Annotated in this window: 24 protein-coding genes and 1 tRNA gene; 16 read left to right on the top strand and 9 right to left on the bottom strand. The window is 55.7% G+C overall.

All coding sequences use genetic code 11. From position 1 onward, the window contains the following. Positions 1 to 61: 61 nt before the first annotated feature. The 10 genes from B2952_RS07870 to B2952_RS07915 all read left to right on the top strand — a co-directional run bounded on the left by B2952_RS07870 (position 62) and on the right by B2952_RS07915 (position 11,134). Positions 62 to 2,125, top strand: coding sequence for a family 43 glycosylhydrolase (locus tag B2952_RS07870; RefSeq protein ID WP_290733292.1), 2,064 nt, complete (start codon positions 62 to 64; stop codon positions 2,123 to 2,125). A gap of 78 nt (positions 2,126 to 2,203) precedes the next feature. Further along, the gene (locus B2952_RS07875; protein WP_290729840.1) at positions 2,204 to 3,592 is read left to right on the top strand and encodes a DNA methylase; all 1,389 of its coding nucleotides are present in this window, start codon (positions 2,204 to 2,206) and stop codon (positions 3,590 to 3,592) included. Continuing rightward, entirely contained in the window at positions 3,585 to 3,803 is a 219-nt protein-coding gene (locus B2952_RS07880; RefSeq protein ID WP_173381130.1) for a hypothetical protein, read from the top strand. The genes B2952_RS07875 and B2952_RS07880 overlap by 8 nt, the downstream gene beginning before the upstream one ends. Positions 3,804 to 3,943: 140 nt before the next feature. Next, the gene (locus B2952_RS07885; protein ID WP_290729843.1) at positions 3,944 to 5,191 is read left to right on the top strand and encodes a cytosine permease; all 1,248 of its coding nucleotides are present in this window, start codon (positions 3,944 to 3,946) and stop codon (positions 5,189 to 5,191) included. 20 nt (positions 5,192 to 5,211) lie between these two features. Beyond that, positions 5,212 to 6,042, top strand: coding sequence for a pyridoxamine kinase (locus tag B2952_RS07890; protein ID WP_290729845.1), 831 nt, complete (start codon positions 5,212 to 5,214; stop codon positions 6,040 to 6,042). Positions 6,043 to 6,053: 11 nt separating this feature from the next. Continuing rightward, on the top strand, positions 6,054 to 6,713 hold the full coding sequence (locus B2952_RS07895; protein WP_173381133.1) for a TatD family nuclease-associated radical SAM protein: 660 nt from the start codon (positions 6,054 to 6,056) through the stop codon (positions 6,711 to 6,713). Positions 6,714 to 6,739: 26 nt separating this feature from the next. Beyond that, positions 6,740 to 7,408: a fibrobacter succinogenes major paralogous domain-containing protein gene (locus B2952_RS07900; protein WP_290729847.1), complete on the top strand. Its 669-nt coding sequence runs from the start codon at positions 6,740 to 6,742 to the stop codon at positions 7,406 to 7,408. 120 nt (positions 7,409 to 7,528) lie between these two features. Further along, the gene (locus tag B2952_RS07905; RefSeq protein ID WP_290729849.1) at positions 7,529 to 8,446 is read left to right on the top strand and encodes a hypothetical protein; all 918 of its coding nucleotides are present in this window, start codon (positions 7,529 to 7,531) and stop codon (positions 8,444 to 8,446) included. A gap of 70 nt (positions 8,447 to 8,516) precedes the next feature. Next, positions 8,517 to 10,481, top strand: a complete 1,965-nt coding sequence (locus B2952_RS07910) for a GTP-binding protein (RefSeq protein ID WP_290729851.1) — start codon at positions 8,517 to 8,519, stop codon at positions 10,479 to 10,481. A 14-nt stretch (positions 10,482 to 10,495) separates the two neighbouring features. Next, positions 10,496 to 11,134: a CatB-related O-acetyltransferase gene (locus B2952_RS07915; protein WP_290729853.1), complete on the top strand. Its 639-nt coding sequence runs from the start codon at positions 10,496 to 10,498 to the stop codon at positions 11,132 to 11,134. A 3-nt stretch (positions 11,135 to 11,137) separates the two neighbouring features. Here B2952_RS07915 and B2952_RS07920 read toward each other — a convergent pair whose 3' ends face one another. From B2952_RS07920 to B2952_RS07955, 8 genes are all read right to left on the bottom strand, one after another. Then, complete coding sequence (locus B2952_RS07920; RefSeq protein WP_073115520.1) at positions 11,138 to 12,028, bottom strand: DUF58 domain-containing protein; 891 nt, start codon at positions 12,026 to 12,028, stop codon at positions 11,138 to 11,140. 174 nt (positions 12,029 to 12,202) lie between these two features. Beyond that, positions 12,203 to 12,583: an Hsp20/alpha crystallin family protein gene (locus B2952_RS07925; protein WP_173381139.1), complete on the bottom strand. Its 381-nt coding sequence runs from the start codon at positions 12,581 to 12,583 to the stop codon at positions 12,203 to 12,205. Between the two features lie 310 nt (positions 12,584 to 12,893). Then, positions 12,894 to 14,417 (bottom strand): T9SS type A sorting domain-containing protein, encoded by a 1,524-nt coding sequence (locus B2952_RS07930; protein ID WP_290726102.1) that lies wholly within the window; start codon positions 14,415 to 14,417, stop codon positions 12,894 to 12,896. Positions 14,418 to 14,609: 192 nt separating this feature from the next. Beyond that, on the bottom strand, positions 14,610 to 16,127 hold the full coding sequence (locus tag B2952_RS07935; RefSeq protein ID WP_290729856.1) for an esterase: 1,518 nt from the start codon (positions 16,125 to 16,127) through the stop codon (positions 14,610 to 14,612). A 204-nt stretch (positions 16,128 to 16,331) separates the two neighbouring features. Next, positions 16,332 to 17,624 carry a TolC family protein gene (locus B2952_RS07940; RefSeq protein WP_290729858.1) on the bottom strand — a complete coding sequence of 431 codons (1,293 nt, stop codon included), beginning with the start codon at positions 17,622 to 17,624 and terminating at the stop codon, positions 16,332 to 16,334. A 103-nt stretch (positions 17,625 to 17,727) separates the two neighbouring features. Further along, a tRNA-Val gene (locus tag B2952_RS07945) sits at positions 17,728 to 17,802 on the bottom strand. A 50-nt stretch (positions 17,803 to 17,852) separates the two neighbouring features. Continuing rightward, positions 17,853 to 18,317 carry a PTS sugar transporter subunit IIA gene (locus B2952_RS07950; protein WP_173366093.1) on the bottom strand — a complete coding sequence of 155 codons (465 nt, stop codon included), beginning with the start codon at positions 18,315 to 18,317 and terminating at the stop codon, positions 17,853 to 17,855. Positions 18,318 to 18,438: 121 nt separating this feature from the next. Next, complete coding sequence (locus B2952_RS07955; protein ID WP_173381142.1) at positions 18,439 to 19,203, bottom strand: type I 3-dehydroquinate dehydratase; 765 nt, start codon at positions 19,201 to 19,203, stop codon at positions 18,439 to 18,441. Positions 19,204 to 19,299: 96 nt separating this feature from the next. On the opposite strand from B2952_RS07955, the gene B2952_RS07960 reads away from it, so the two are divergent. Genes B2952_RS07960 through B2952_RS07985 form a run of 6 tightly spaced genes read left to right on the top strand, consistent with a single transcriptional unit; the run spans position 19,300 to position 23,267 of the window. After that, positions 19,300 to 19,881 (top strand): ATP-dependent Clp protease proteolytic subunit, encoded by a 582-nt coding sequence (locus tag B2952_RS07960; protein WP_072809322.1) that lies wholly within the window; start codon positions 19,300 to 19,302, stop codon positions 19,879 to 19,881. After that, complete coding sequence (gene ftsY, locus B2952_RS07965; protein WP_290729860.1) at positions 19,881 to 20,801, top strand: signal recognition particle-docking protein FtsY; 921 nt, start codon at positions 19,881 to 19,883, stop codon at positions 20,799 to 20,801. The genes B2952_RS07960 and ftsY overlap by 1 nt, the downstream gene beginning before the upstream one ends. Positions 20,802 to 20,827: 26 nt before the next feature. Continuing rightward, positions 20,828 to 21,169, top strand: coding sequence for a hypothetical protein (locus B2952_RS07970; protein WP_290729862.1), 342 nt, complete (start codon positions 20,828 to 20,830; stop codon positions 21,167 to 21,169). Then, the gene (locus B2952_RS07975) at positions 21,166 to 21,657 is read left to right on the top strand and encodes a thioredoxin family protein (protein WP_290729864.1); all 492 of its coding nucleotides are present in this window, start codon (positions 21,166 to 21,168) and stop codon (positions 21,655 to 21,657) included. The genes B2952_RS07970 and B2952_RS07975 overlap by 4 nt, the downstream gene beginning before the upstream one ends. Continuing rightward, on the top strand, positions 21,654 to 22,805 hold the full coding sequence (locus B2952_RS07980; RefSeq protein WP_173366089.1) for a glycosyltransferase family 2 protein: 1,152 nt from the start codon (positions 21,654 to 21,656) through the stop codon (positions 22,803 to 22,805). Before B2952_RS07975 ends, B2952_RS07980 begins: the two co-directional genes overlap by 4 nt. Before the next feature lie 3 nt (positions 22,806 to 22,808). Further along, positions 22,809 to 23,267 (top strand): hypothetical protein, encoded by a 459-nt coding sequence (locus B2952_RS07985; protein ID WP_290733293.1) that lies wholly within the window; start codon positions 22,809 to 22,811, stop codon positions 23,265 to 23,267. A 91-nt stretch (positions 23,268 to 23,358) separates the two neighbouring features. On the opposite strand, the gene pflB is transcribed toward B2952_RS07985, so the two are convergent. After that, entirely contained in the window at positions 23,359 to 25,620 is a 2,262-nt protein-coding gene (pflB, locus tag B2952_RS07990) for a formate C-acetyltransferase (RefSeq protein ID WP_173382905.1), read from the bottom strand. Positions 25,621 to 25,836: the final 216 nt, after the last annotated feature.

The following is a 25,836-nucleotide window of genomic DNA, read 5'->3' on the forward strand; positions in this document are numbered from 1 at the left end:
TTGTGGATAATTTTAGAGTGGTGAGTTATATAAATGCCTCTCGGGGCGAAAGGGATGTAACATGAAGTTCGCTAAGACTGCAAGAATTGCTGCTACCGTCATCGGTTTTGGGCTCTGCACGCAGGCCATGGCCGAAAACCCGCTTATCCAGACATATTATTCTCCGGACCCGGCGCCTGTCGTGTTTGGCGATACGCTTTGCACCTATTCCGGCAACGACGAGGGCGGTAGCTTCTTCACAATGCATGGCTGGCGCGTATCGTGCACCACGGATATGGTGAACTGGACCGACATGAACACCCTCATTTTGGAAGCGGGTGACTTTAACGGTTCTGCCAAGAAAAACGGCGACTGGGCTTCTCAATGCATTCGCCGCAACGACAAGTACTATTATTACGTGACCGTGGAATCCACCCGCGGAGGCCGCGCCGTCAACGTAGCCGTGTCCGACAAGAAGGAAGGCCCCTTCAAGGACGCCCTGAACGGCAAGCACCTGGCGGGCCCCAACTGGGACTACATCGACCCCACCGTATTTATTGACGACGATGGCCAGGCATGGCTCTACTGGGGTAACCCGAAGCTCTATTACTGCCCCCTCAAGGAGAACATGATTGAATGCGCAAGCGAAATCAAGGTCTCCGATATGAGCACCTTTAACGGCAAGTATACCGAAGGCCCGTGGATTCACAAGCGCGGCAAGAAGTATTACATGATTTACGCTGCCGGTGGCATTCCAGAATCCATTGACTATTCCTGGAGCGATTCTCCGACGGGCCCCTGGACTTACAAGGGCGTCATTATGCCGAGTAGCGAACCGGGTTCCGCGTTCACCGTCCACTCCGGCATTGTCGACTTTAAGGGCCGCAGCTTCTTCTTCTACCATAACCAGAAGAACGTGAAGGGCGGCGGCTACAGCCGTTCTACCGCCATCGAAGAATTCACCTGGAATGCCGACGGTACCATTCCCACAATCCGTGCCACCAACAATGGCGTCGTGAAGCCTATCAAGAACCTTGACCCGTTCGTGCGCGTGGAAGCCGAAACCAAGGCCTGGGTTGGCGGCATGACTGTCAATACGTCGGGCGGTTACACCATCATCGAGCATGTCGGTGCCGAATACGGCAATGTGTTCCTCACCAAGATGAACAGCGGATTCTACACGAAGGTGCGCTCTGTTGACATGGGCGACGGTGCCGACCGCATTATCGTTTGCACCAGGGGTAATGGTGGTAAGCTTGAACTGCATGCCGGTTCCGAAAACGGCGCTCTCCTTGCGTCCATGAATATCCCTGCAAGTTCTGCTTGGGAAGAACATACCTTCGATGTGACCGATGCTGCCGGCGTCGACGATCTGTTCTTTGTGGTAAAGCAGGGCGGGTTCGATTTCGACTACTGGTACATGGAAAGCGAAAAGACTGCCGTTCCGCAGACGCCTTACAAGGGCACTGCCGCTACGGTTCCGGGCAAGATCGAGGCTGAAAACTATGACGAAGGCGGCCACAACAAGGCTTTCTACGATAACGACCGCGAAAATCAGGGCAAGGCCTACCGCGAAGACGAAGTTGACGTGGTCGACATTAGCGATTCCAAGTGCGGTGATGCTGCCTGCACGGGTTATGCCATCGGTTACACCAATGACGGCGAATGGATGGAATACACCATCAATGTCGCTGCCGATGCCAAGTACGATATCACCGCGAATGTGGCGACCGCATTCGAAACATCTGCGATGCAGCTGTTCATTGACGACAAGGAAATCACCGAATCGGTGGTTGCCCCGAAGGTCGATTCCGTGTGGACTACGTATAAGGTAATTGACGTGGGCTCCGCGGAACTCAAGAAGGGCGAACACGTGCTCAAGCTCCTGATTACGGGCGCCTACCTGAACGTGGACTGGATTCAGTTTACCGATCCGAATACGGTGGCTCTCGGTCAGGAGATTCGTGTTGCTCCCCAGCATCCGTCTGCCTATAACGTGTTCAGCGCGATGGGCAAGTTCCTCGGCCATATCGATAATGCGGGTGCGGACCTCTCCGCAACCCTCAAGCAGGCGGGCTTTGCGAACGGCATCTATATCATGCGCGGTGTCGACCATTCCAGGCCCCTTCGCGTGATGGTGAAGTAAAGGTCTTTTATAACGGATGGCGCCCCGCTAGCGATAGCGGGGTGTCTTTTTTCATCCGTCGCTTCCTATATTTTCATCGTGCAATCGCGAACTTATGCAGCCATAGACCTCAAGTCGTTCTTTGCTTCGGTGGAATGTATCCTCCGGGGTATTGACCCGTTGAAGGCGAAACTCGTGGTGGCCGACGAGAGCCGTACCGAGAAGACGATTTGCCTTGCGGTGACGCCAGCCTTGAAGGCCTACGGGATTCCCGGGCGTGCCCGCCTTTTCGAGGTGAACCAGAAGGTTCGTGAAGTCGAACGCAAGACGGGCGAGAAGATAGAATTTATCATCGCAAAACCGCAGATGGCCAAGTACGTGGAGTTTTCCACGAGGGTTTACAACGTTTATTTGAAATACGTGAGCGCCGAGGATATCCACGCTTATTCCATTGACGAATGTTTCTTGGACTTGACACGCTACCTTAAGTTGTATAAGAAACCGGCGCGCGAACTGGTGAAGACGATTATACAGGATGTGTTCACGACTACGGGCATTACGGCGACAGGCGGGATAGGCACGAACCTTTACTTGTGCAAGGTCGCGATGGACGTGATGGCGAAGCATGTGGAAGCTGATGAAGATGGCGTGCGCATCGCGGAACTTGACGAGATGAGCTACCGCAGGCAGCTGTGGTCGCACCAGCCGATAACGAGCTTTTGGCAGGTGGGGCGCGGGATTGCTGCTCGCCTGGAAAAGTGCTACTTGAATGGTGGGCGTGGAATCCGTACGATGGGCGATATCGCCCGTGTGAGCGTCAAGAATCCCGATGCACTTTACAAGATGCTCGGTGTGAATGCGGAGATATTGATAGACCATGCCTGGGGTTACGAACCCTGCACGATTGCCGACATCAAGAAGGCGAAACCCCGGAGTCGCAGTACCGGCGAGGGCCAGGTGCTGCAGGACCCGTACCCTTTTGACAAGGCGAGGCTCGTGGTGCGCGAGATGGTCGATACAGTCTCGATGGCGCTGGTTTCGCACGACCTGGTGACAAATGCCATGGTGCTTACTGTGGGTTACGACCGCGAAAATGTGGACAAGGGAATTTACCGCAGCGAGACCGTAGTGGATTTCTACGGACGGACAATCCCGAAGCCTGCTCACGGGACGGCGAATATCGGCTACTACACGAGTTCGCAGGCCGTGATGGCGGAAGCCGTGATGAAGCTCTTCGACCGCATCGTGGATCCGAACTTGACAGTGCGACGTCTGAACCTTGTAGCGACGGACATTGTGGATGCGAGCTACGAACAGTACGATCTGTTTACCGACGTGCAAAAACAACAGCGCGAAAAGAAGCGCCTGAAGGCGGAGCTCCTCATCAAGAAGCGCTTTGGCAAGAACGCCATCGTGAAGGGCATGGATTTGCAGGAGGGGGCTACCACCATCGAGCGGAACGGGCAGATTGGAGGACATCGTGCGTGACGACTACAGCGACATAATAAACTTGCCGTATCCGCGCGACGATTGGAACTTCCTCATGAAGCATCCGCGTATGGCCGTGGTTGACCGAGCAAAGTTTTTTCATCCTTTCGCTGCTCTCCGCGGACATGCGGAAGCGCTTGATGCGACTGCCGAAAAGAAACAGGATGCAGTGGAAAACGAGTTTGGCTACGATGACGATTTTGGCGCGTGATTTTACAGATAGTGAAAACGCTATTGATATAGTTATAATTTATAGCTTGGCATAAGAAAGTAGTATTGTCGCGGGGCCTTGTAATGCGGGGGCCGCATTTCTATTTTTGCGCCGTCTTTTAAACTACATGGAGGCGTTTTATGGAAAAACGTACAGGCTTGTTTTCGAATGGAATCATCTGGTTCGGTGTCGCCATTTCTGTTTCCGAAATCGAGGCGGGCATCGAAATCGGTGCCGCGGCTGCACGCGATTCCTTGTGGCTCCCGCTAATCCTCGGCCATGTGCTGGGCGGCATCCTGCTCTTTTTCGTGGGCCTCATCGGTGCGCGCGTGCGTGTGAACGCGATGGAAACGACCGCCTCCGCCTTCGGTAAGTACGGCTCCAAGTTTTTTGCCGCGCTGAACGTTTTCCAGCTGCTCGCGTGGGTGGCCGTGCTGAACGCGCAGGGCGCTTCCGCCTTGGCGGGGCTCAACCTGCCTATTTCTTTCCCGCTTACGTGCGCCATTCTTGCGGTGTTTATCGCCATCTGGGTGTTTGTCGGGCTCAAGCGTTCCGCGAACGTGACGACGGTCGTGATGGCGGCGCTTGCGGTTTTGCTTGCGATTCTTTCTGTTAAACTGTTCGGGCTCAATGGCGCCGATAGCACGACCGTCGCCGGCGCTGCCGCCGGGGCCGCCGCGGGTTCCGTAGCGTTACTCGGCTTCTGGAATATCTTCGAGATTTCCATCGCCATGCCCATCTCCTGGCTGCCGGTGATTTCGGACTATACGAAGGATGTTGAAAATCCGGTGAAGGCGACGGCGGTTTCCGCGGCGGCCTACACGTTCGCAAGCCTCTGGATGTACATTCTCGGCATCGAAATTGCGGGCATCGGTGCGAACAACAACATCGCGCAGGCCATTCTCCTTGCAGGCCTCGGCATCCCGGGAATCATCATCGTGGTGCTCTCTACCGTCACGACAAACTTCCTTGCGGCCAATTCCGCAGGCGAATCCTCAAAGGCGATTTACGGCAAAATCAACCCGAAGATTGCAGGCGTTATCGTGAGCCTCTTGAGTGCGGCGCTTGCCATCTCGGGAATCATGGAACACTACATCAGCTTCCTCTACCTGATTGCCTCGGTATTCGCGCCCATGGCAGCCGTGTTGCTCGTCTCGTTCTACTTCGGGAAGGTTGGCACAGTCGATGCCCGCGAAAACAGCGCACGCGCCGCATCTCTCGGATTCTGGCTCTGGAACCTTTTCTCTTGGCTTGCGGGTTTCATTGTCTATCAGGTCGCCGAGCACCTTGATTCCGTGCCGCTCGGCCCCACACTCCTCGCCGTTATCGTATCGGCCGTATTTGCCTATGCACGCGTGCTATTCCGCGGCATCCATGGCAGGCAATAATTTCTAAATTATAACTCGCTATGCCACAGAAGAAGATTGCCCTCATCAACGATATCACCGGATTCGGCCGCTGCTCGGTCGCCGTCATGGCGCCAGTCATCTCGGCCATGAAAATCCAGGCGGTCGCGGTACCTACGGCAATACTTTCTACGCATACGCAGTTCCCCAAGTATTTCTTTGACGATTACACCTCCAAAATGCGCGACTACATCCAGACCTACAAGGACCTGGACATGAGTTTTGACGCCATCGCGACGGGCTTTCTCGGCTCCGAAGAGCAGGTGGACATCGTCATCGACTTCATCAGGACTTTCAAGAAGAAGGGCGTGTTCACGCTTGTCGACCCGGTGATGGGCGACTACGGCAGGCTCTACACCACGTACACGCCGGAACTTTGCGAAAAGATGCGCGCGCTCGTGCATTACGCCGACATCCTCACGCCGAACCTCACCGAACTCTGCTCGCTTACAGGTTCCGATTACCGCGACGGGAAACTCACTCCGGTAGAAATCGAGAACATGTGCAAAACACTTGCCGAGCAGGGTCCTGAACACATCGTGGTGACGGGCGTCCATTACAGCAGTAAGCAGATCATGAATTTCGTTTATAGCAGGGGCGAAGAACCGAAAATTGTGATGGCCGACCGCATCGGTGGCGACCGCAGCGGAACGGGCGACGTGATAAGCGCGGTAATCGCGGGTATGTACCTGAACGGCCACGATTTTTACGAGTCGGTGAAGAAGGCTGCCGAATTCGCGTCCAAGTGTATTGAATATTGTGTACAAAATAATGTTCCCGAACACTGGGGCCTGAGCGTCGAGATGTACCTTCGCGACCTCATAGAAGATTAAAGGGGGGCCAAATGATAGTTTATACCGTGACAGGAAAAGTCGGCCAGGCCGGCTATTTGGATATCGCGAACAGCGGCGACATTGCTGGCAAGAACATCTACGTGAACATGACGAACCGCTGCCCGTGCAGTTGCGTGTTTTGCCTGCGCCAGACGAAGAAGATGATGGAAGGCAATTCGCTCTGGCTCAAGGAAGGTGAACCGAGCGTCGAGCGCGTGATGGAAATTTTCGACGCATACGACCTGAACGCAATCAACGACCTGGTTTTTTGCGGGTTCGGCGAACCGCTCGAACGCCTGCACGACGTGTGCGAGGTGATTGATCGGCTCAAGGCGAAGTACCCGAAGCTCAAGGTGCGCGTGAACACGAACGGCCTTGCGAACCTGATCCACGGCAAGGATATCACGCCCGAACTCGAAGGCCGCTTCGACACGGTTTCCATTTCGCTGAACGCCCCCAACGCCGAAGAATTCCTCGCACTCACGCGCTCCAAGTTCGGCATCAAGTCTTACGATGCGCTCAAGGAATTCGCCGTGCTAGCGAAGGCCCACGTGAAGAACGTCGTCATGACCGTCGTCGAGAAGGTGATGCCCGAAGAAAAGATCGAGATTTGCCGCAAACTGTGCGATGAACTCGGCGTCACGCTACGCGTGCGTCCGTTCGAGGAGTAAATGCTAACTCGGTGCGGAGAATGCTGATGTTGCGTTTGATTGTAATGTGTTTGGCGGTGGCGCTTGCCTGCACGAATTCGTTTGCGGCGAAGTCCGGCGCAAAATCTAAACCAGCAAAAGCATCGTCCGCAAAGTCGAAGCCCGCGAAAACGGCCTCTAAATCCAAGGCTCTCGAGTTCAAGGACCCGCGCGACAAGCAGACCTACCGCCTCGTGAAAATCGGGGACCGCACCTGGTTCGGCGACAATCTGAATTTCGAGTCCGAAGGCAGTTTCTGCTTCGATGACGACGACAACAACTGCATGGCTTATGGCCGCCTCTACACGTGGGATGCCGCCCGCAGTGCGTGCCCTTCCGGTTTCCGCCTGCCGAAGCACGAAGATTTCGAGAGCCTCTGGAACGCAGCCGGTGGCGACTACAATGCAGGCTACCTGCTCAAGACAAACTATGGATGGAAGGGCGACACCAACGGCAACGATACGCTCAAGTTCGGTGCCATGCCTGCCGGCAATCGCTTTGACGACGCCACCTACGGCAACCTTGCCAAGTTCGCCTTTTTCTGGAGTGCCGACGATGCTCTGGAAGATATCGGGCAGGGCGAAGCCCGCGTTTGGTACCTCACGAACAAGTCGATGGCTTTCGGCTACACTTCGAAATCAAAAGTTTTCGGTTTTTCGGTGCGTTGCGTCAAATAGAGCGTTTTTCCTTGCTTTATTGTAAAATTTCAATCGCTTTTACAACGTTTTTTGGGTTAAAGCATCGCAATGTTTCTTTTTTTATTTATTTTTATGGAAACACAAAAAAAGGAAGAACATATGAAGAAAAAACTTTTCCCCCTCCTTGGTTCCCTCCTGCTTTGCGCAGGCTGTGAAATTACGGTAACGGATAACACCGAAATTAGCGAACCCTCTGACACTCCGGTATCTCTTGGTCAGCTTCCCAAGGATTACTATATCAAGGACCTGATGGCCTACACTTGGTCTGACGGTGCTGGTCAGGCAACCGTTTATTCCTCGACCTGTAAGGAAGAGAATTATGAACTCGTCTGGAAGGCCGACAATCAGAAGGAATATGTCGTCACCTTCTATGATTACCCCTCTCGTGACTCTCTCGAAATGATGATTGGTGCTGCAAGCTTCGGCATGTACTATGATGCCGACATGAGCAATCCGTATCCGGCAGGCCGTATCTACCAGGCCGACCAGATTAACAAGGATGCCATCAGCGGTTTCGTTATCGGCTACGACACCTATGCTAGCGTAGGCTTCATCAACACGGAATGCCCGGTCGAAGATCTCGATTTCGCCGACGAAATCATGGACTTCCTCAAGATCAACGCAAATGACCAGGTAAGTTACAACTGCAATACGGTCACTGCTGCTGGCGTAGATATCAAGCTCGTGTCCAACAAGCCGACTTCCGTTTCTTACTCCATTTCGTTCGAAGGCAACAAGTGTGACCTCACCGAAACGCTCCGTTTTGCCTTCTATGAAGATGACTGCAAGGCCGCTTACGATGACTTCCTGATTGACGCAGAAGCCGAACCGGGCCTCCGCTTCGACATGAACGATTACAGCTACAGCCTCGAAACCGAGAGCCTCCGCTGCCTCGACAACCTCCTCGACGACTTCTACATGGACGCCCCGCTCTTCAAGGGCAAGAAGGTCGAAAAGAGGAGCGGCAAGGAATTTGCCAAGTTCCTCAACAAGATGTCGAAGAAGATCCGCAAGTAGTCTAAACGGCAAAGCTTGATAAAGGGATTCCCCGGAATGGGGAATCTCTTTTTTTGTTAGATTTGAAACGATGCCGCAATCTGTCCGCAACATTGCTATACTCGCGCATGTCGATGCCGGAAAGACGACCCTTTCCGAGCGTATATTGTTTGCGGCGGGCGAGGTGCGCAGGCCGGGAAAGGTCGAAGAGGGCCTTGCCACGATGGACTACATGCCCGAAGAAAAGGAACGCGGCATCACCATCGAGAGCGGAGTCGCGCACTTCGAGTGGAAGAACACCTGGTTCAACTTTATCGATACGCCGGGGCATGTGGATTTCGGTGCCGAAGTCGACATGGCGCTCTCGGCCGTGGAAGGCGCCGTGCTCGTGGTGAGTGCGGCAAGCGGGGTCGAAACGCAGACGGTCGCCGCGTTCAAAAAGTTGCGCGAGGCGGGAGTGCGAACCATCCTGTTCGTGAACAAGCTGGATAATCCCGACTATTCGCTTGACGAAACTCTCATCAACATCGAAGAAATCCTGGGCGTGCGTCCGGTGCTGATGACACTTCCGCAATACGAGAACGGCCGTATGTCGGGGGTGCTCGATGTGCTCAGCCAGAGCAGACTCGTCCATTCGGAAACGGGCGAGGAAGTGGTCGATGACGGTTGGAATGTCGAAGACGGATGGGACGGTTCCCAGGAACTGAAAAAGCATTATGTCGAAGCGTCCGAGTTCGCGAGCAATTTCGACGACGAGGTGCTGAAGCTTGCCGTTGATGGTAAACGCGTTCCGCCCAAGACGCTGCTGCGAGGCCTCAAGGCGCTTGCCAATAGCGATGATTTTGCGCTCTGCTATGCGGGTTCTGCAATGGAAGGCTACGGCGTGCGGAGCCTTGTCACAGCGCTTTCTTTCTTCTTGCCCGAACCGCCCGTGTTTGCCGATGGTGAACTCGGACAGGTGATTCGCTTGCGCCATTTCAAGGGCGTGGGCGAAATTTCGCTATTCCGCAGCCATACGGACATGGAACGCAAGGAGTGGCCCGCGGGTTTTGAGTTCTCGCGCCTCAAGGCGAACTTGCTGCAGCCTGTCGACGAAATCCGTTCGGGCGATATTTACGCGATGCGCACCCCGTTCGAGACAGAACTCGGACAGGTCATCTATGCGGATGGCACTTCGCCCTCGCCGCAGGCCGAAGCGGCGTCCGACGATGACATGCCGACCTCCATCCGCGACAAGTACCAGCCGCTTTTGCAGACGCGCGTGGAATGCCTCGGCTCTGAAGACTACCACCATGTGGAAAAGAGCCTCAATACGCTTGGCCGCATGGATCCCAGTTTCCGCGTGCAGAAGGACGATGGCGGATTCTGGTACCTGCATACTGTGGGCGAGGTGCAGCTCGATGTGTTGCTTGCCCGCCTCAAGCGCGAATTCGGTTGCGAAGTCAAAGCAGGTAGCCCCGAAGTCCGCTGGCAGGAGCGCCTGTGCCGTAACGTGGGCCCTGTCGAAAATACCTTCCAGCTTGGCCCCCACAGGATTTCCATCAAGCTTTCCGCTTCCCCGCTTGATGGCGATGCTCATGACATCCGACTTTCTGCTGAGTTCCTTGAGACGGCTCCACGCGAAATTCTGGCGGGCGTCCGTTCGGCTCTCCTGGAATCAACCGAGGTGGGAATCCTTGGCAAGGGAGCCCTTGTCGGTGTTTGCTTCGAAGTCCATGAATTTACATGGACCGAGGGGGCCTTGCCGCCCATGATCAAGAAGGCGTGTGCCGATGCAGTGACCAAGCTAATCAAGCCTGCCGATGTGGAACTTTACGAGCCCATCATGGAACTTTCGCTGGAATGCCCCGTGAACTTTGCGGGTCTTGTCACCGGCGATATCCAGGCCCGCGACGGCAAGGTGAAGGAAATCGGCGGTGATGGCAAGATACACTTCTTGAAGGCGGATGTGCCGCTGCGGAAAATCTTCGGTTACGCTACCGGCGTGCGCAGCATCAGCAAGGGCACTGCGCTCTACAGCATGAAACTGCTTGGTTACAAGCCTGCGACGGTTTGATATATATTTAGACTATGAACAATAAAATCCCCAATCCAAATACAGTCCACCCGATTGCTGGCTACGACAAGGAAATCTACGTCAAGCCTACCATCAAGAACCCGAACATCATCGTCGGGGATTTTACCTACATCGCCGACTCGGAATTTGAAAGCCACGTGACGCACCATTACGACTTTATCGGCGACAAGCTCATTATCGGGAAGTTCTGCCAGATTGCCGCGGGCGTAGAATTTGTAATGAACGGGGCGAACCACCAGATGAACGCCGTTTCCACATTCCCGTTCTACACGCTAGAAGGCTGGAACATGAAACCGCCTGCCGCTGGCGACATGCCGTTCAAGGGCGATACCGTCATTGGGAACGACGTGTGGATTGGGCAGAACGCGACTATTTTGCCTGGCGTGCATATTGGCGACGGTGCCATCATTGGTGCAAACAGCGTCGTCGGCAGCAACGTGGAACCCTACGCGGTCGTGGTCGGGAATCCTGCTGAAACAATCCGTCACCGCTTTGACGGCGAATTGACTTCGCTGCTGCTAAAGTTCAAATGGTGGAACAAACCCGTTGAAGAAATCAACGCGTTGATTCCCTTGCTGACGAACGGCGATTTGGAGGCCGTAAAGCGGGAGTTGAAAAAAAGGATGGTGTAAGTCCTACATTCTCGCGGCTTTCGCGCGGCGCCTGAAGTGCTCGATAAGCGGGGCGACGGTTTCCTTGAAGTCGTCGTGCGTCTCGATGCGCACGAAGTCAATCGACATGCGCTGGAACAGTTCCTTGGTCGCCTTGCCCTGGCGCTTTGCCTCGCGGGCGAACGCCTCGCGAAATGCCGCATCGCCGGTATCAATCAGGAGCGTCTCGCCGGTTTCGGGGTCCTCGAGTTCCACGAGTCCCGCGGGAGGCAGTTCCATTTCGCGCGGGTCCACCACCGATACCGCAAGCACGTCGTGGCGCTTGCGCAAAATCTTGAACGCGTTCTCGAAACCTTCGTCCAGAAAGTCGCTCATCACCACGACCACGGCGCGGCGGTTCAGAATCTTGCCGGCATATTCCAGCGCCACCTGCGTGTTGGTGCCGTGATGCTGCGGCTTGAAATAAAGGATTTCTCGGATGAGGCGCAATACGTGCTTGCGGCCTTTCTCCGGCGGGATGAACAGTTCGACCTGGTCGGTGTAGATGAGCAGGCCGACCTTGTCGTTGTTCTTGATGGCGGCAAAGGCAAGGAGCGCTGTGAGGGTCGCCATGACTTCGCCCTTCATTTGCTTGCCGGAACCGAATTCCGAAGAACTGGAGGCGTCGACCATCAAAAGCATGGTCATTTCGCGCTCTTCGATAAACTTCTTCACGTAGGGCGTGCCGGTACGAGCGGTCACGTTCCAGTCGATGGTACGCACGTCGTCGCCCGGCATGTACTCGCGGACCTCGCTGAACTCCATACCGTTTCCCTTGAACGAACTGTGGTAGGCGCCGGTCATCACGGTGTCGAGCGTGCCGCGAACGCTGAGTTCGATGCGGCTCACGGTCTTTAGAACTTCTTTATCAAGCATTATTTTGTCATGCCCGCCTTGATCCTATCGGCCTTTGGCCTCCAGGATGACAGGGCATCTCCATTTTCTCATGTGAATATACAAAATTCGTGCGCGAAAGTCCAAAAAAAGAACTCCCGGCGTAAACCGGGAGCCCTCTAAGGAGAACAACGATTGGAGTACATTCTTAATCGATTAGCCGACGGTCAGCTTGCGGGCTGCGGCCTGGGCCTTCTTCGACAAGTCGAATTTCAAGATGCCGTTTTCGAGCGATACCTTGATGTTCTCGGTGTCGATGTCGTCGGCCAAGCGGAAGCTGCGCTCGAAGGTGAACTTCTCGTCCTTGCTGCGGACACGCGTCGCCTTGACGGTGATGATGTTCTTTTCGACCTGGATGTCCATGTCTTCTTTCTTCACGCCCGGGAGCTCGACTTCCAATGCGAACCCGTTTTCGGTCTCGTAGTAGTCGGCCTTCGGCGTGTAGGTGCATTCGCCCTTGGCGGCTTCGGCGTTGAAGTTGTCAAGGAAGTTCTGGATGCCATAGAATGCGGTCGGGAGAATCTGTGCGTTGATCATAATTTTACCTCTTTTGTTGCGGGCCCTTTTGGCGGGAACCCATTGTTTTTTGTCTTCGCACTACTATAAGCGAACTCCGTGCCAAAACGGGTGACTGATGCATCCGGAAACGAAAATCTGCCATTTTTCGAAGAAAATCGACAGTTTTGCGCTAAAGCCGTGCCAAAACCATGGCAGCCTATTTCATAAAAAAACATGCCGGTTTCACGTGCGAAACGCCGGCATTTATCATTTTGAAAAGTCGCAGAAGTAAAAAAGAAACGGCCCCCCGATGAAGGGGGACCGCTTGGGTTGGTTATGGAGGTACTCTTTAGAACTGTTCGAAGAACTTGCGGACTTCTTCGGGCACCCAGGTTTGTTCCCAGTTCCAGCCGATGCTCATGTTGCCCGTGTCGTGGGCGGTCCACTGGTGGTTTCCGGGCCAGCTGCACCACTTGACGGGGAAGCGTTCGTCCACTTTCTTGAAATCGTAGCACACGTGGCCGGTGTTCCCACTGATTTCCTGCGGTTTTTCGCTGCTCGCGTCGGTGAAGTCGCCGTTCGCATCGGCCTTGCCGTTCCTCTTCAGGATTCTCGGCAGTGCGCTGTTCTTGGCGCGGTTGTAGTCGCAGCGGTCGTCGTTCACGCCGTGCACGTTCATCCAGGCGATAGGCAGGTTCTTCATCGCGTTACCCTCGGGCAGCCAAATATTGTAGTCGGCCACGGCGTAGGTGGCCGCTGCGCGGACCCGGCTCTGCATGTCCTGCATCAGCGAGTAGCTGAACATGGCTCCGTAGCTGAACCCGGTGATGAACACGCGGCTCGTGTCGATACAGTAGTTCTCGTTCAGGGTGGTGAGTGTCTGGGCGAAAAAGTCATGGTCGGCCTGGCCCTTGCTCCATAGGCCGCCAATCGCATCGAGAGAGACGAAGATGTAGTCGCCGTTCTTGTCGAGCACCTGCTGGCCGTAGTAGGGCGTGGGGTGGTCGTAGTCGGGGTCGTGGTGCACAAAGTCTTCGCCTTTGCTGCCGTAGCAGTGCAGCGCGAATAGCACCTTGTGCGGCTTCTTGTTGTCGTAGTTCTTGGGCAGGGTGACGAAGTAGGTGCGGTTGTCGCTGCCTACCCGGATCTGGAACTGGTCGCCGTTCTCGACGCTCTTGACCTTTTGCAGCTTGGAATTGGAGCCGCAGCCCTTGCTGGGCGTGGGGTCGTTACCGATTGCATAGCCGAACTTGAACTGGGGTGCGGTCTTTACGAGCTTGACATCGAGCGTGGTGTCGAGAGTGCCGAGGGGGACCGTGAGCGTGTCGAAGCCTTCGGCCACGAAGCGGATGGATTCGCTCTGCTGCACCTGTTTCAGGAGGGCGCGGCCTTCGCTGTCGAGGGAATTGGTGTAGGAGCCGTTCGCGTTGAAGCGGAGGGTCTGTGTCGCGCTTCCCAGGGTCACCTTGGCGAAATACGTGCCCTTGGCCTTCACGCCGGAGGTGAGGTCCACCTGGCCTGCGCCATAGAGGGTCTGGGCGAACACCCGGTTTCCGAGCGAGTTGAAAATCATGACCTCGACGGGCTTGCTGCCGCTCTGCGCATAAGAGAGGATTCCGTTGCTTATGCCGATGTAGCCGGCGGTGGCGCCTGTAACCGGCCTGATTCCCGTTTCCTCGTCCTCGTGGATGGTAAACTTGCCCTGGTCGTCGGTCGTAGCGGTCTTGCCTTCCTTGAGGAGGCTCGCTGTGGCGCCCTTGATGGCTTTGCCCTGGTCATCGGAAACGGTTCCCGATACGGTATATGCAGAAACGGTCCCGCAGAATGCGAAGAGGCATGCTGCCGTGAAAAGACTGAAACCCTTGATTGTCATGAACACTCCTTTTCCCAAAAAACTATTAGGAACTACACCTTGCAATAAACTAATCTAAATCGTGACATATGAAATGTCGTGTGCTCGCCCGCCCTATTCATGGATGAATTGTCTACAAAAACAAATTTACAGGGATAAAGAAACGGCCCCCCGATGAAGGGGGACCGCTTGGGTTGGTTATGGAGGTACTCTTTAGAACTGTTCGAAGAACTTGCGGACTTCTTCGGGCACCCAGGTGTTCTGCCAGTTGCCGTTGTCGTAGGCGGTCCACTGGTGCTGACCGTTCCAGCTGCAGAACTTGACCGGGAAGCGTTCGTCGACGGTTGTGAAATCATAGCAGAGGTGGCCGGCGCCGCCGACTTCCTTCGGCTTTTCTGCGCTGGCATCGGTGAAGTTGCCATCTGCATCGGCCTTACCGTTGTTTTTGAGGATGCGCTTGAGTGCACTGTCACGAGCGCGGTTGTATTGGCAGGTGCCGTCGTTCTTGCCGTGCACGGCCATCCAGGCGATAGGCTTGCCCTTGTTCTGCGGCAGGTAGATATTGTAGTCGGCCGTTGCATACACGGCCACGGCGCGCAGGCGGTGCTGCATGTCCTGGGCCATGGAGTTGGTGACCATGGCGCCGAAACTGAAGCCCGTCATGAAGATACGGGTGGTATCGATGCAGTAATTCTCTTCGAGAGTCGTAATCAGCTGGTCAATGAACTTGTGGTCCTTGTCGCTGCTGACACTCCACGGCATGCCATCGGTATCGCCACGCGGGGCGACAAAGATGTAGTTGCCTTCCGTATCAAGCTTCTGCTGGCCGTAGTACGGAGACGGATGGTCCTGGTCCGGATAGTGGTGGACGAAGTCCTCGGCGTTAGAGCCCATGCAGTGCATGGCGAAGAGCAGCTTGTAAGGTTTCTTGTTGTCGTAGTTCTTCGGTAGCGTGATGAAGTATTCGCGGTTGTCGCTGCCCACTCTCATTTCGAAGCGGTCGCCGTTTTCGACGCTCTTGGTCTTCTGCAGCTTTGACGTCGTGCCGCAACCTTTACTCGGACGCGGTTCGTTCTTCAGGGCGTAGCCGAAGGTGAACTGTTCTTCGCCGCTGGTTATCTTGTTGAGGAAAATGTTGAGATTCGTGTCGAGCGTGCTGAGCGCCATGGAGAGCGTGTCGTAGCCGTCGGCGGAGATGATGAGTTTTTCTCCCGGTTGGACTTCCTTCAGCAGGGCACGGCCTTTGCTATCGAAGGAATTGGTGTAGGTTCCGTTTGCGCTGAAGCGGATGGTCTGCTTCACGCTGCCCATGGAAACCTTCGCAAAGTAGGTTCCTTTCGCCTTCACTCCGGAGGAAAGGTCCACCTGGCCTGCGCCATAGAGGGTCTGGCCAAACACGTTGTTGCCCATGGCGTCAAAAATCTTGACCTGGATGGGGTTGCCCCCGTTCTGGGAGTAAGAGAGGATTCCCGAATTGATGCTGATGTAGCCGGGGGCCTGCATGGGGTGCAGCGCGTCGGGCGGCGGGGTAATTGTATCCTGTTCGTCTTCGTGAATGGTGAACTTGCCTTCCGCATCTGTTGTCGCGGTCTTGTTCTCCTTGAGAAGCTGGACCTTGGCTCCGCTGATGGCGGGGCCGTTTATACTACCGTCGGTGACGGTGCCGCTTAGGGTGTATGCGGATGCGGCAGATACCGCGAGGGCTACTCCAATAACCAGAAGATTCTTCATCTTCAACTCTCCTTTTTTTAGAATATCCCAATACTCCACCCTCAAATCTACCCATATTTATGTTTAAATCCACTGCATGTAAATTTTAGTTTATGGATAAATTGTCCACGCTATTTTGAGAATCGAAACGCGAAAAAAAGAAAAACATGAAAAAAAGAACGCCGCTTTTTCCGGCGTTCCTGAACTTTTTTCGGTGCCTTGGAACTAGTCCAGCTTGCCCTGGTACAGGTCGAGCACCTTACGGGCGAGCAGGCTTGTGTATTTCGCGTTCACGAGCGTCACCTGCGCCTTCTCGAGGTTGTTCTTCTGGGTGAGGTAGTCGGTGTAGGTGAGGGCGCCAGCGTTCCGCTGTTCCTCGGCCACCAGGAGCGCCTCGTTCTCGGCTTCCACCTGGAGTATTGCCGCCTTCCACTGCATGTCGGCGCTCACCGCGTTCAGGTAGAGCTTCTCGATGTTGTTCTCGAGGTTCTTTGCGGTCTCTTGCATGCCGAGCTGCGCTTCCGATTCGCTGACCTGCGCGAGGAGCACCTTGTTGCTTGTGGACCCACCGTCGTAAATGGGGATGTTGATGCCGAGCGATACGGAATTCTGCCAGCCGTACTTGAGCTGGTCGCCGTATGCGCCCGACTCCCAAGCCTGGAGGCCCGTGCTGGAGTTTGCCCCGAGCGTTACCGTGATGGAACTTCCCTTGCCCGCGACCTCGGTGTTCTTCTTCGCCGCGCGAACCGAGATGCTGTCGGACTTGAGGCCCGGGTGCTGCTCCCTGACCGCCTTCTTGAGGTCGGCGAGCGCGGGTAGCGGTTCGAGAGAATCGGGGGAGGCGATGGAAGATTCCGGTGCGGAGATGTCGAATTCGGCGTCGTCGCCCAGTTCCAGCAGCTGCCGGAGCGATGTTTTCGCGGTACTTACCGCAAGCTGCGCCGAGAGTTGCGCCACCTGCTTCTGCAACACGTTGGACTGGCTCTGCGTGAGGTCCTTCTTGGTGATGGAGCCCGCCTCGAAAAGCTTGCCGTAGTGCTCGAATTCCGCCTGCGAGAGTTCCACGGATGCGTCTGCGGTACGAAGGTTCTCCTGTGCGGCGAGCAGGCTCATGTAGGCGTTCAGCACGCCTTCCTGGATGCTGCGTTCGGTCTGCTTTGTGGCGAGTGCGGCGGACTGCTTCTTGAGCTGGTTCACTTCGACGGTGGCGCCGCTCACCCCGCCGTCCCATAGCGTGTACGAGCCCGAAATTCCGAGGCTCAGGCGGTAGTGGTCTTCGTTGTGGACGAAGGGGTGGTCGTAGAGCGTGTTCTGGATGCTGGCCGAAACGGTGGGGCGGTTGCCGATGCTTGCCTGCTTGATGTTGATTTCGGCCTGTTGTTCGCGGAGTTTCGCGGTCTCGAGCGAGAGGCTCTTTTCCTTCGCCTGCTTGAGGCATGCGTCAAGCGTCCAGGTGTCGGCCTGGGCGAGGGTTGCCGTCATGAGGGTCGCGAGAATGATAGCCTTTCTGTTGTTCATGCCATTTAGATGCGCGGATGCAACGGTGCGTTGCGTGTCCGGGGTGTATAAGATAAAAAAAACAGAAACGGAAAAGGCCCGGACGATGCCGGACCTCTTCGAGTGGACGGTACTGGATTTGAACCAGTGACCTCTGCCGTGTGAAAGCAGCGCTCTAAACCAACTGAGCTAACCGTCCAAAATGGTAGCGCAAATATAAAAAAGGTGCTTGACCTTGTCAAGGGGTGACTACAGGTACTTGTCTTCGGCGCCGCGGAGGATGGTAAGGAACTCGGCCGGGGTCTTGGCGGCGATGAGGTCCTTGCGCACGTTGCCGTCGGCCAGGAGGCGGCTCACGGAAGACAGCGCCTTGAGGTGGGGGCCCACGGTGTTGCCCGGGCTCACGATGAGGATGAGCAGGTAGACCGGTTCGCCGTCGAAGGAAGCGAAGTCGAGACCGTTCTCGACAGTGGCGGCCACCATGCACATGCGGTCTACGTAGTCGATCTTTGCATGGGGGACGGCCAGCCCGCAACCGATACCGGTGGAGCGACTCTGCTCGCGGTTCCAGACGGCTTCGAAAATCTCGTCGCGGTGTTCAAGTTTGTAGGCGCTGCAGAGCGTGTCGACGAGCTCGTTGAGGATGTCCTCCTTCGTCTTGCTCGCGGAGTTGATCAAGATGCAGTTGTCTACGAATCTTTCAGAAAGTCGCATTTTGTTTTTCCTTATTCTATCCCACCAAACTTATATTTTAGAAAAATTTAACACAAATTTCGAGATTGTATTCATAAAATAATTTTTGGACCCTGCGAAGAGGGGCCGAAATGTCGAATTATTAGAATTTTGACAGCAAATCTGCAGTTTCGAAAGGCGAATTCAGGTCTTCGAGCGCCTTGATGGCCTTTTCCATGTGCGCAACGTCCACCTGGCCGGGGGCCTGCGCCTGCCCGATTGACCCGTACGTGAGGTTCGCCCCCTCCTTGAGCGACCAGATGCGGCTCGCCTTGCCCGTTTCGCCCATCCCGAACGCGGCGAAGAGCTCGAAATTCTGCGAATGGATGCGCGCGAACTTGTACAGGCGCTCGCAGTCGGTTTCGCTGTTGCTCATGGCGGCAATCTTCAGGCCGTCGGCCTTCATGCGCAGGCAGTCGCGGGCGAAGTCGTCCAGTTCCTGCAGGTTCGGAATGCGCAAAAAATTGTGCTGCGATACGAGAATCTTTGTCTTGCGGAGGTCGGCGAGATTCTTGAGGTTCTTGAAGTCGTACAGGCAGTCCTGCTCCAGGTCGAGCCATTCGGGCACATCGCCTTCGGCAAGAATCTTTGACCAGAGCGGGATGCGCGAGTACGCGTCCTTGTCGGGGAACCTGCCGCCGTCCCGTTCCAGGCGGATGGTGCCTACCTGCATGGCGCCCGGGGCAATCTTCTTCACGCGCCTTGAAAGCGCGGGCCATTCCTTTTCGGGAAAGAAGTCGTAGCGGATTTCGAGCGCGTTGCATGCCTCGATGTCCAGGAACACGGGGTTCATGGAGTCTTCTTCGATGGCGGAGAGGACTTCGGGGCCGATGAGGCCGACCAGGATTTTTTCGTTGCTCGCGGGCATGCGTTAAATATAGGAATTTGGCGCTTTACAATCCGTGCTTCCGGGACGATAATAAAATGAAATTTCTAAATTATACCCGAACAAAAAGGATTTATTATGGCCGATTGCAACGAAAAGAAAGAAAACCAGACTCCGGAAATGATGAAGAAGGCGGAAGAGTTCCTCGCTTCCAAACGCCGCATCTTCTTGTGGGGCGGTGTCGATGACGAGAGCGCCGAACGCATCGTGAAGCAGCTTCTGTACCTGGATTCCCTGAACCACGAAGACATCGTGTTCTTCATCAACAGCCCGGGCGGCGTGATTTCTAGCGGTCTCGCCATCTACGACTGCATGAACGCCATCCAGAGCGACGTGGTTACGGTCTGCTGCGGCCAGGCTGCCTCGATGGGGGCGGTCCTCCTCACTGCCGGTGCGAAGGGCAAGCGCGTCGCATGGCCGAACGCCCGCATCATGATTCACCAGCCGCTCATTCACGGCGAGATTGTGGCTCCCGCGAGCGACATCCAGATCCAGGCCGAAGAAATGCTGCGTATCCGCGGCATCACGGGCAAGATCCTTGCCGAGACCTCGGGCCACACGATCGAGGAAATCGACCGCGACACCGAACGCGACAACTTCATGAGTGCCGAAGAGGCCAAGGCCTACGGCCTGGTCGACAAGGTCGAGAGCTTGGTATAATGGGACTTTTTTCTGCCATCAAGAGCGGTCTTGCAAAGACGCGCGACGCCCTCATGGGCGAACTCAAGGGCATTGTCGGCGCGGGCAAGATTACCGACGACACGCTCGAGGAACTCGAGGAACACCTGATCAAGGCAGACGTGGGCGTGGAAGCCGCGTTCCTGCTGACGGATGCCCTCCGTGAACAGGCGCTGGGCAAGTCGCTCACCACCGAGCAGGTGCTCGACATCATGCGGAGCGAGGCGGAGCGCTTATTGAAGGACCCGCCGCTGTTTGAACTCAAGGGCAAGCCGCACGTGGTTCTCGTGATTGGCGTGAACGGCGCCGGCAAGACGACTACGATTGGCAAGCTCGCCGCCCGCTGGATAGGCGAAGGCAAGAAGGTGATGATTGCGGCCTGCGACACGTTCCGCGCCGCGGCCATCGAACAGCTGGAAACTTGGGCCGAGCGTAGCGGTGCAGAATTCGTGAAGCACCAGGAAGGGAGTGACCCGGCAGCCGTCGCGTTTGACGCGTGCCAGGCCGCCGTCGCCCGCGGGTGCGACGTGGTGCTGATTGATACCGCCGGCCGCCTGCACAACAAGGACTACCTGATGGAAGAGCTCAAGAAGATAGTCCGCGTGGTGAAAAAGGTGAACCCGGATTTTCCGCACGACATGTGGCTCGTGATAGACGGGAACACCGGACAGAATACCATCAACCAGACGAAGATTTTCAACCAGAGCTTCCCCCTGACGGGCCTCGTGGTCACCAAGCTCGACGGGACTGCGCGTGGAGGTGCCGTGCTCAGCATCGCAAGTTCGCTCCAGATTCCCATCCGCTGGATTGGCATGGGCGAGCGCATCGACCAGCTGGTGCCCTTCAGCAAGGCCGAATACGTGGAAGGCCTTTTCGAGAACGCGCTGGAAGAGAAAAACTGACGGAGCGGATTGCGATGGCGTTGCCGGTGCGAAAATTCCTTGTTCCTCTATGCTGCGCATTTGCGCTCCTGGCGGGCTGCTCCGACGATGCCCCTTCGGTCGATAAGAAACTGGTGAAGGCGTTCGTCGAGGTGCGGATGGCCGAACAGGCCTATGGCAAGGAGGCTCCGAACGTGAGACTGGCGCGCCGGACTATCCTTCAGAAATACGGCTACGACACGGAGTCGTTTGCGGCTGCCTGCGACAAGGTGCTTGAAAATCCCGAAAGCTGGGTCCCGTTCCAGCAGGCCGTGGTGGAACATGTCGATTCCCTGCTTGGGATTCCGAAACAGCCCAAGGATGACAAGAAAAAGGGGAAGAAAAAGTGAGCCCGCGCCGCCTCTCCATCGCTGGCCTCGTCTGTGCGGTTCTGCTGGTCCCTTCGGTTCCGGCATTGTCGGCCGTGCCCATGCAGAAGCCCCAAGTCCATTGGATGAGCTATTCCAAGGCCCTCGAAAAGGCGAAACAGAATCCGAAGCTCATCTTCGTGGACCTGTATGCGGACTGGTGTCTCCCTTGCCGAGTCATGGATGCGAACGTCTATTCCGACTCGACGGTCGCCTCTCTCCTGAACGACAAGTTCTATGCGGTGAAGCTTGACGTGGAATCCAAGGAAAAGATTGCGTGTGACGGCGAGCATAAGATTGTGAAGGATTGCATGACCCAGGTGTGGGAATTGAGCACTTTGCCGTCGTTCGTGCTGCTCGCTCCCAAGGGGCTTTCTATATTGACAGTGACGGATTCCATGAGTCCGCAGGAAATGCAGTCTCTCCTGTACCAGTTTTTGGCGAAGGAAGAGGAATGGAGCAAGCGATGAACGAACAGGTCCTTTTTTACATACAGGTTGCCTACTGGGTGCTGTTCTTCTTGCTTGCGCTTTGTTACGGGATATTCCCGGTGACGCTCCCGTTCGTGAGTGAACTGTTCAAACGCCGCCGTCGCCACATAGACGAACATTTCGAATTGCCGAATGTCTCGCTCCTCATATCTGCGTTCAACGAGGAAGGCGTCATCGAGAGGAAAATCCAGAATATCCTCGAAATCGACTATCCCAAGGAAAAACTCGAGGTGCTGATTGGCGACGATGGCTCTGCCGACCGCACCGCGGAGATTGTCGCGCGCTACGCCGACAAGGGCATTACCCTCGTGAAGGCGCCGAAGAACGCGGGCAAGGCGGCGATGCTCAACCGTCTGCAGAAAATTGCGAAGGGCGATATCCTTGTATTCTGTGACGCGAACACGATGTTTTTCCCGAACGTGGTCCGCAAGTTGGTGGAACCCTTCAAGGACAAGAAAATCGGTTGCACCTGCGGTCACCTGATTCTTTCGGACAAGAGCGGGACCATGCTTGGACAGGGCGAAAGTTCGTACTGGGACCTGGAATCCGAAATCAAGAAATTCGAGGGGATCCTGGATCGGCTCATCGGCGGTAACGGCGCCCTCTACGCCATTCGCCGGGAACTCTATACGGAACTGCCCGTAAAGAAGAGCGTCATGGACGACTTCTTCATTACGACGAAGATTCTCCAGAAAGGTTATTTCTGCACGTTTGTCGCGAGCGCCATCGGAACGGAGCAGACGTCGAAGGAAGGGAGCGGCGAGTTCCGCCGCAAGGTGCGTATTGGGCGGGCGAACTTCAACTACCTGCTTTCTTACCTGCCGCTCCTGAACCCGTTCAGACCGCTGCTTGCCTACCTCTTCTTTTCGCACAAGATTCTGCGCTGGTTCTCCCCGCATATCATTATCCTCCTGTTCGTGCTGAATGCACTGCTGCTACCCTTGGGCTTGTTTTACCAGGTGTCGTTCGGTCTCCTTGTGCTCGCGTTCCTCATTTGCGTCACTAAGGCCGTACCCAGCGCCTATTATTTCATGTCGATGAATTTCGCTCTCCTCAAGGGGTTCTTCCTTTCGTTCTCCCGCGAAAAGAGCGGCGGCTGGGCTCGTGAAGCCCGCAGCGACGAGTAGCTTATGAAAAAATTCCTGACTGCTATTTTGTTTGCGATTGCGTTTGCCGCGATTCCGGCGAACGCCTTCACGATGGATGTTCAGGGTGGAGTTGTAAACCATGTGAGTGAACTCTCGAAGTTCAACATGAGCTTTTACGGGCACCTGTGGTATCCTATCGACCAGATGCTCTTTGTGGGTTTTGGCGGCGGTTACCAGGAGCTTGATAACGTGGGCTATGTCCCTCTTTCCGGTAGTCTCTGGATGCGCCTTCCTTTTGGGCGGCAGGTGATGCCGGTTGCGACGGGCGATGTCGGATACATGATAGGCGAGCGCCACCAGATGTTCTGGCGGGCAGGCGGCGGCGTTGATATCAAGAACGGCGACTATTCCTCCATCCTGGTCATGGGCGGTTACGAATTTCTCAACCACGATGGGCACGGGTACGCCTTCTTGCAGATTGGCGTGCTGATAGAGCTGTAGCGAGATTGCCTTCCCGTTTTTGCAAACCGGAATCTGTTTGCACGAAAAAAGCCCCCTTTCGGGGGCTTCCTGATAATTGCGATAAGCGTTATTACAGCACGCCGTGAGCCTGGCGGGCAATCACGTCGAGCTGCTGTTCGCGCGTAAGCTTGATGAAACGCACCGCATAGCCGGATACGCGGATAGTGAAGTTCTGGTATTCTTCCTTCTCCGGGTGTTCCATCGCGTCCTTCAGCTTTTCGATGCCGAATACGTTCACGTTCAGGTGGTGGCTGCTCTTGCCGAAGTAGCCGTCGAGCACCTGCATGAGCTTTTCCGTGCGTTCGGTGTCATTGCTTCCGAGTGCGGCGGGGTTGATGGTCTGCGTATTGCTGATGCCGTCGAGGGCGTATTCATAGGGGAGTTTCGCCACCGAGTTGAGGCTTGCCAGCAGGCCGTTCTTTTCGGCTCCGTAGCTCGGGTTCGCACCCGGGGAGAGCGGTTCGCCTGCCTTGCGTCCGTCTGGGAGCGTACCAGTCGCCTTGCCATAGACAACGTTGCTTGTGATAGTGAGGATGCTGGTTGTCGGCTCGGACTTGCGGTACGTGGGGTTCTGGCGGATTTTCGCCATGAACGTCTTGAGCAACCACACGGCGATATCGTCGGCGCGGTCGTCGTCGTTTCCGTAACGCGGAAAATCGCCTTCGATCTGGAAATCCTGGGCGAGGCCCGTTTCCTTGTCGCGGATGACCTTCACCTTTGCATACTTCACGGCGCAGAGGCTGTCGACCACGTGGCTGAAACCTGCAATGCCGGTCGCGAACGTACGGCGCACGTCGGTATCGATGAGTGCCATCTCGGCTGCCTCGTAGTAGTACTTGTCGTGCATGTAGTGGATGAGGTTCAGCGTGTTCACGTACAGGCGGGCAAGCCAGTCGAGGTAGAGGTCGAACTTGTGCACCAGCTCGTCGTAGTCGAGGTATTCGCTCGTGATGGGCGGGTACTCGGGGCCAATCTGCTGCCCCTTGCAAATCGCTTCGTCCTTGCCTCCGTTGATGGCGTAGAGGAGCGTCTTCGCGAGGTTCGCGCGGGCGCCGAAGAACTGCATTTCCTTGCCGGTCTGCGTGGCGGACACGCAGCAGCAGATGCTGTAGTCGTCGCCCCAGATGGGGCGCATCGTGTCGTCGTTCTCGTACTGGATAGCGCTTGTCTTCACCGAGATTTCGGCGGCGAACTTCTTGAAGTTCTCGGGCAGGCGCGGGCTGTAGAGCACGGTGAGGTTCGGCTCGGGCGAGGGGCCCATGTTCACGAGCGTGTGGAGGAATCGGTAGTCCGTCTTCGTTACCATGTGGCGGCCGTCCTGGCCGATACCTGCGACTTCGAGGGTCGCCCACACCGGGTCACCGCTGAAGAGTTCGTTGTAGCTCGTGATGCGGGCGAACTTCACCATGCGGAGCTTCATCACGAAGTGGTCGACGAGTTCCTGGGCTTCCTCTTCGGTGAGGATTCCCTTCTGCATGTCGCGGTTGATGTAGATGTCGAGGAACGTGGAAACGCGACCCACGCTCATGGCGGCGCCGTTCTGTGTCTTGATGGCGGCGAGGTATCCGAAGTAGAGCCACTGCACGGCTTCGCGGGCGGTCTTCGCGGGCTGCGAGATGTCGTAGCCGTAGATCTTTGCCATTTCTTTCATGCCCTGGAGCGCCTTGATCTGTTCGGCGAGTTCTTCGCGCTGGCGGACGACTTCTTCGGACATGTCGGTCTCGTCGGTGAGGGCCTTGTCGGCCATCTTCTTCTCGATGAGGTAGTCGATGCCGTAGAGTGCCACTCGGCGGTAATCGCCCACGATTCGACCGCGACCGTAGGTGTCCGGAAGCCCGGTGATGATGTGCGCCTTGCGGGCCGCGCGCATGGCCGGGGTGTACGCGTCGAACACGCCCTGGTTGTGCGTCTTGTGGTAGTCCGTGAAGATGTGGTGCAGTTCTTCGCTCGGCGTGTAGCCGTAGTTCTTGCACGATTCTTCGGCCATCTTGATGCCGCCGAACGGCATGAACGCACGCTTCAGGGGCTTGTCCGTCTGCAGGCCCACGATCTTTTCGAGGTCCTTCATGGCGTCATCGATGTAGCCTGCCTTGTGGCTCGTGAGGCTGGAAACCACGTCGGTGTCCATGTCGAGCACGCCGCCCTTCGCAATCTCCTGCTTCTGTAAGTCTTGGACCTTGTTCCAGAGCTTGTTTGTAGCGTCTGTCGGCCCTACGAGGAACGACTTGTCCCCGTCATATTGCTTGTAGTTCTTCTGGATAAACAGGCGGACGTTGATGTCCTCTTTCCAGCGCTGGCCTACGAAGCCATCCCATTCTTCCTTGACAATCATGCTTTACCTTCTTTGCATCCTTATTCAAAAAGTCCTTGTTTTTTCCAAATTTACCAAAAAACAAAGGGCAGTTCTGGGGTGTTACGGGCCTTGCTTCTCGGTTTTCTTGTTTTTGTAATTATTACAAATATAAACAATAAATTATAAATTTGCAACCGGGAAATGTCTTTTTTTTGTAACTTGTTGAACCATAATGATATATTGAAATGCGAAGTT

The sequence above is a fragment of the Fibrobacter sp. UBA7003 genome (assembly GCA_002449765.1).
In the GTDB taxonomy this organism is placed as follows: domain Bacteria; phylum Fibrobacterota; class Fibrobacteria; order Fibrobacterales; family Fibrobacteraceae; genus Fibrobacter.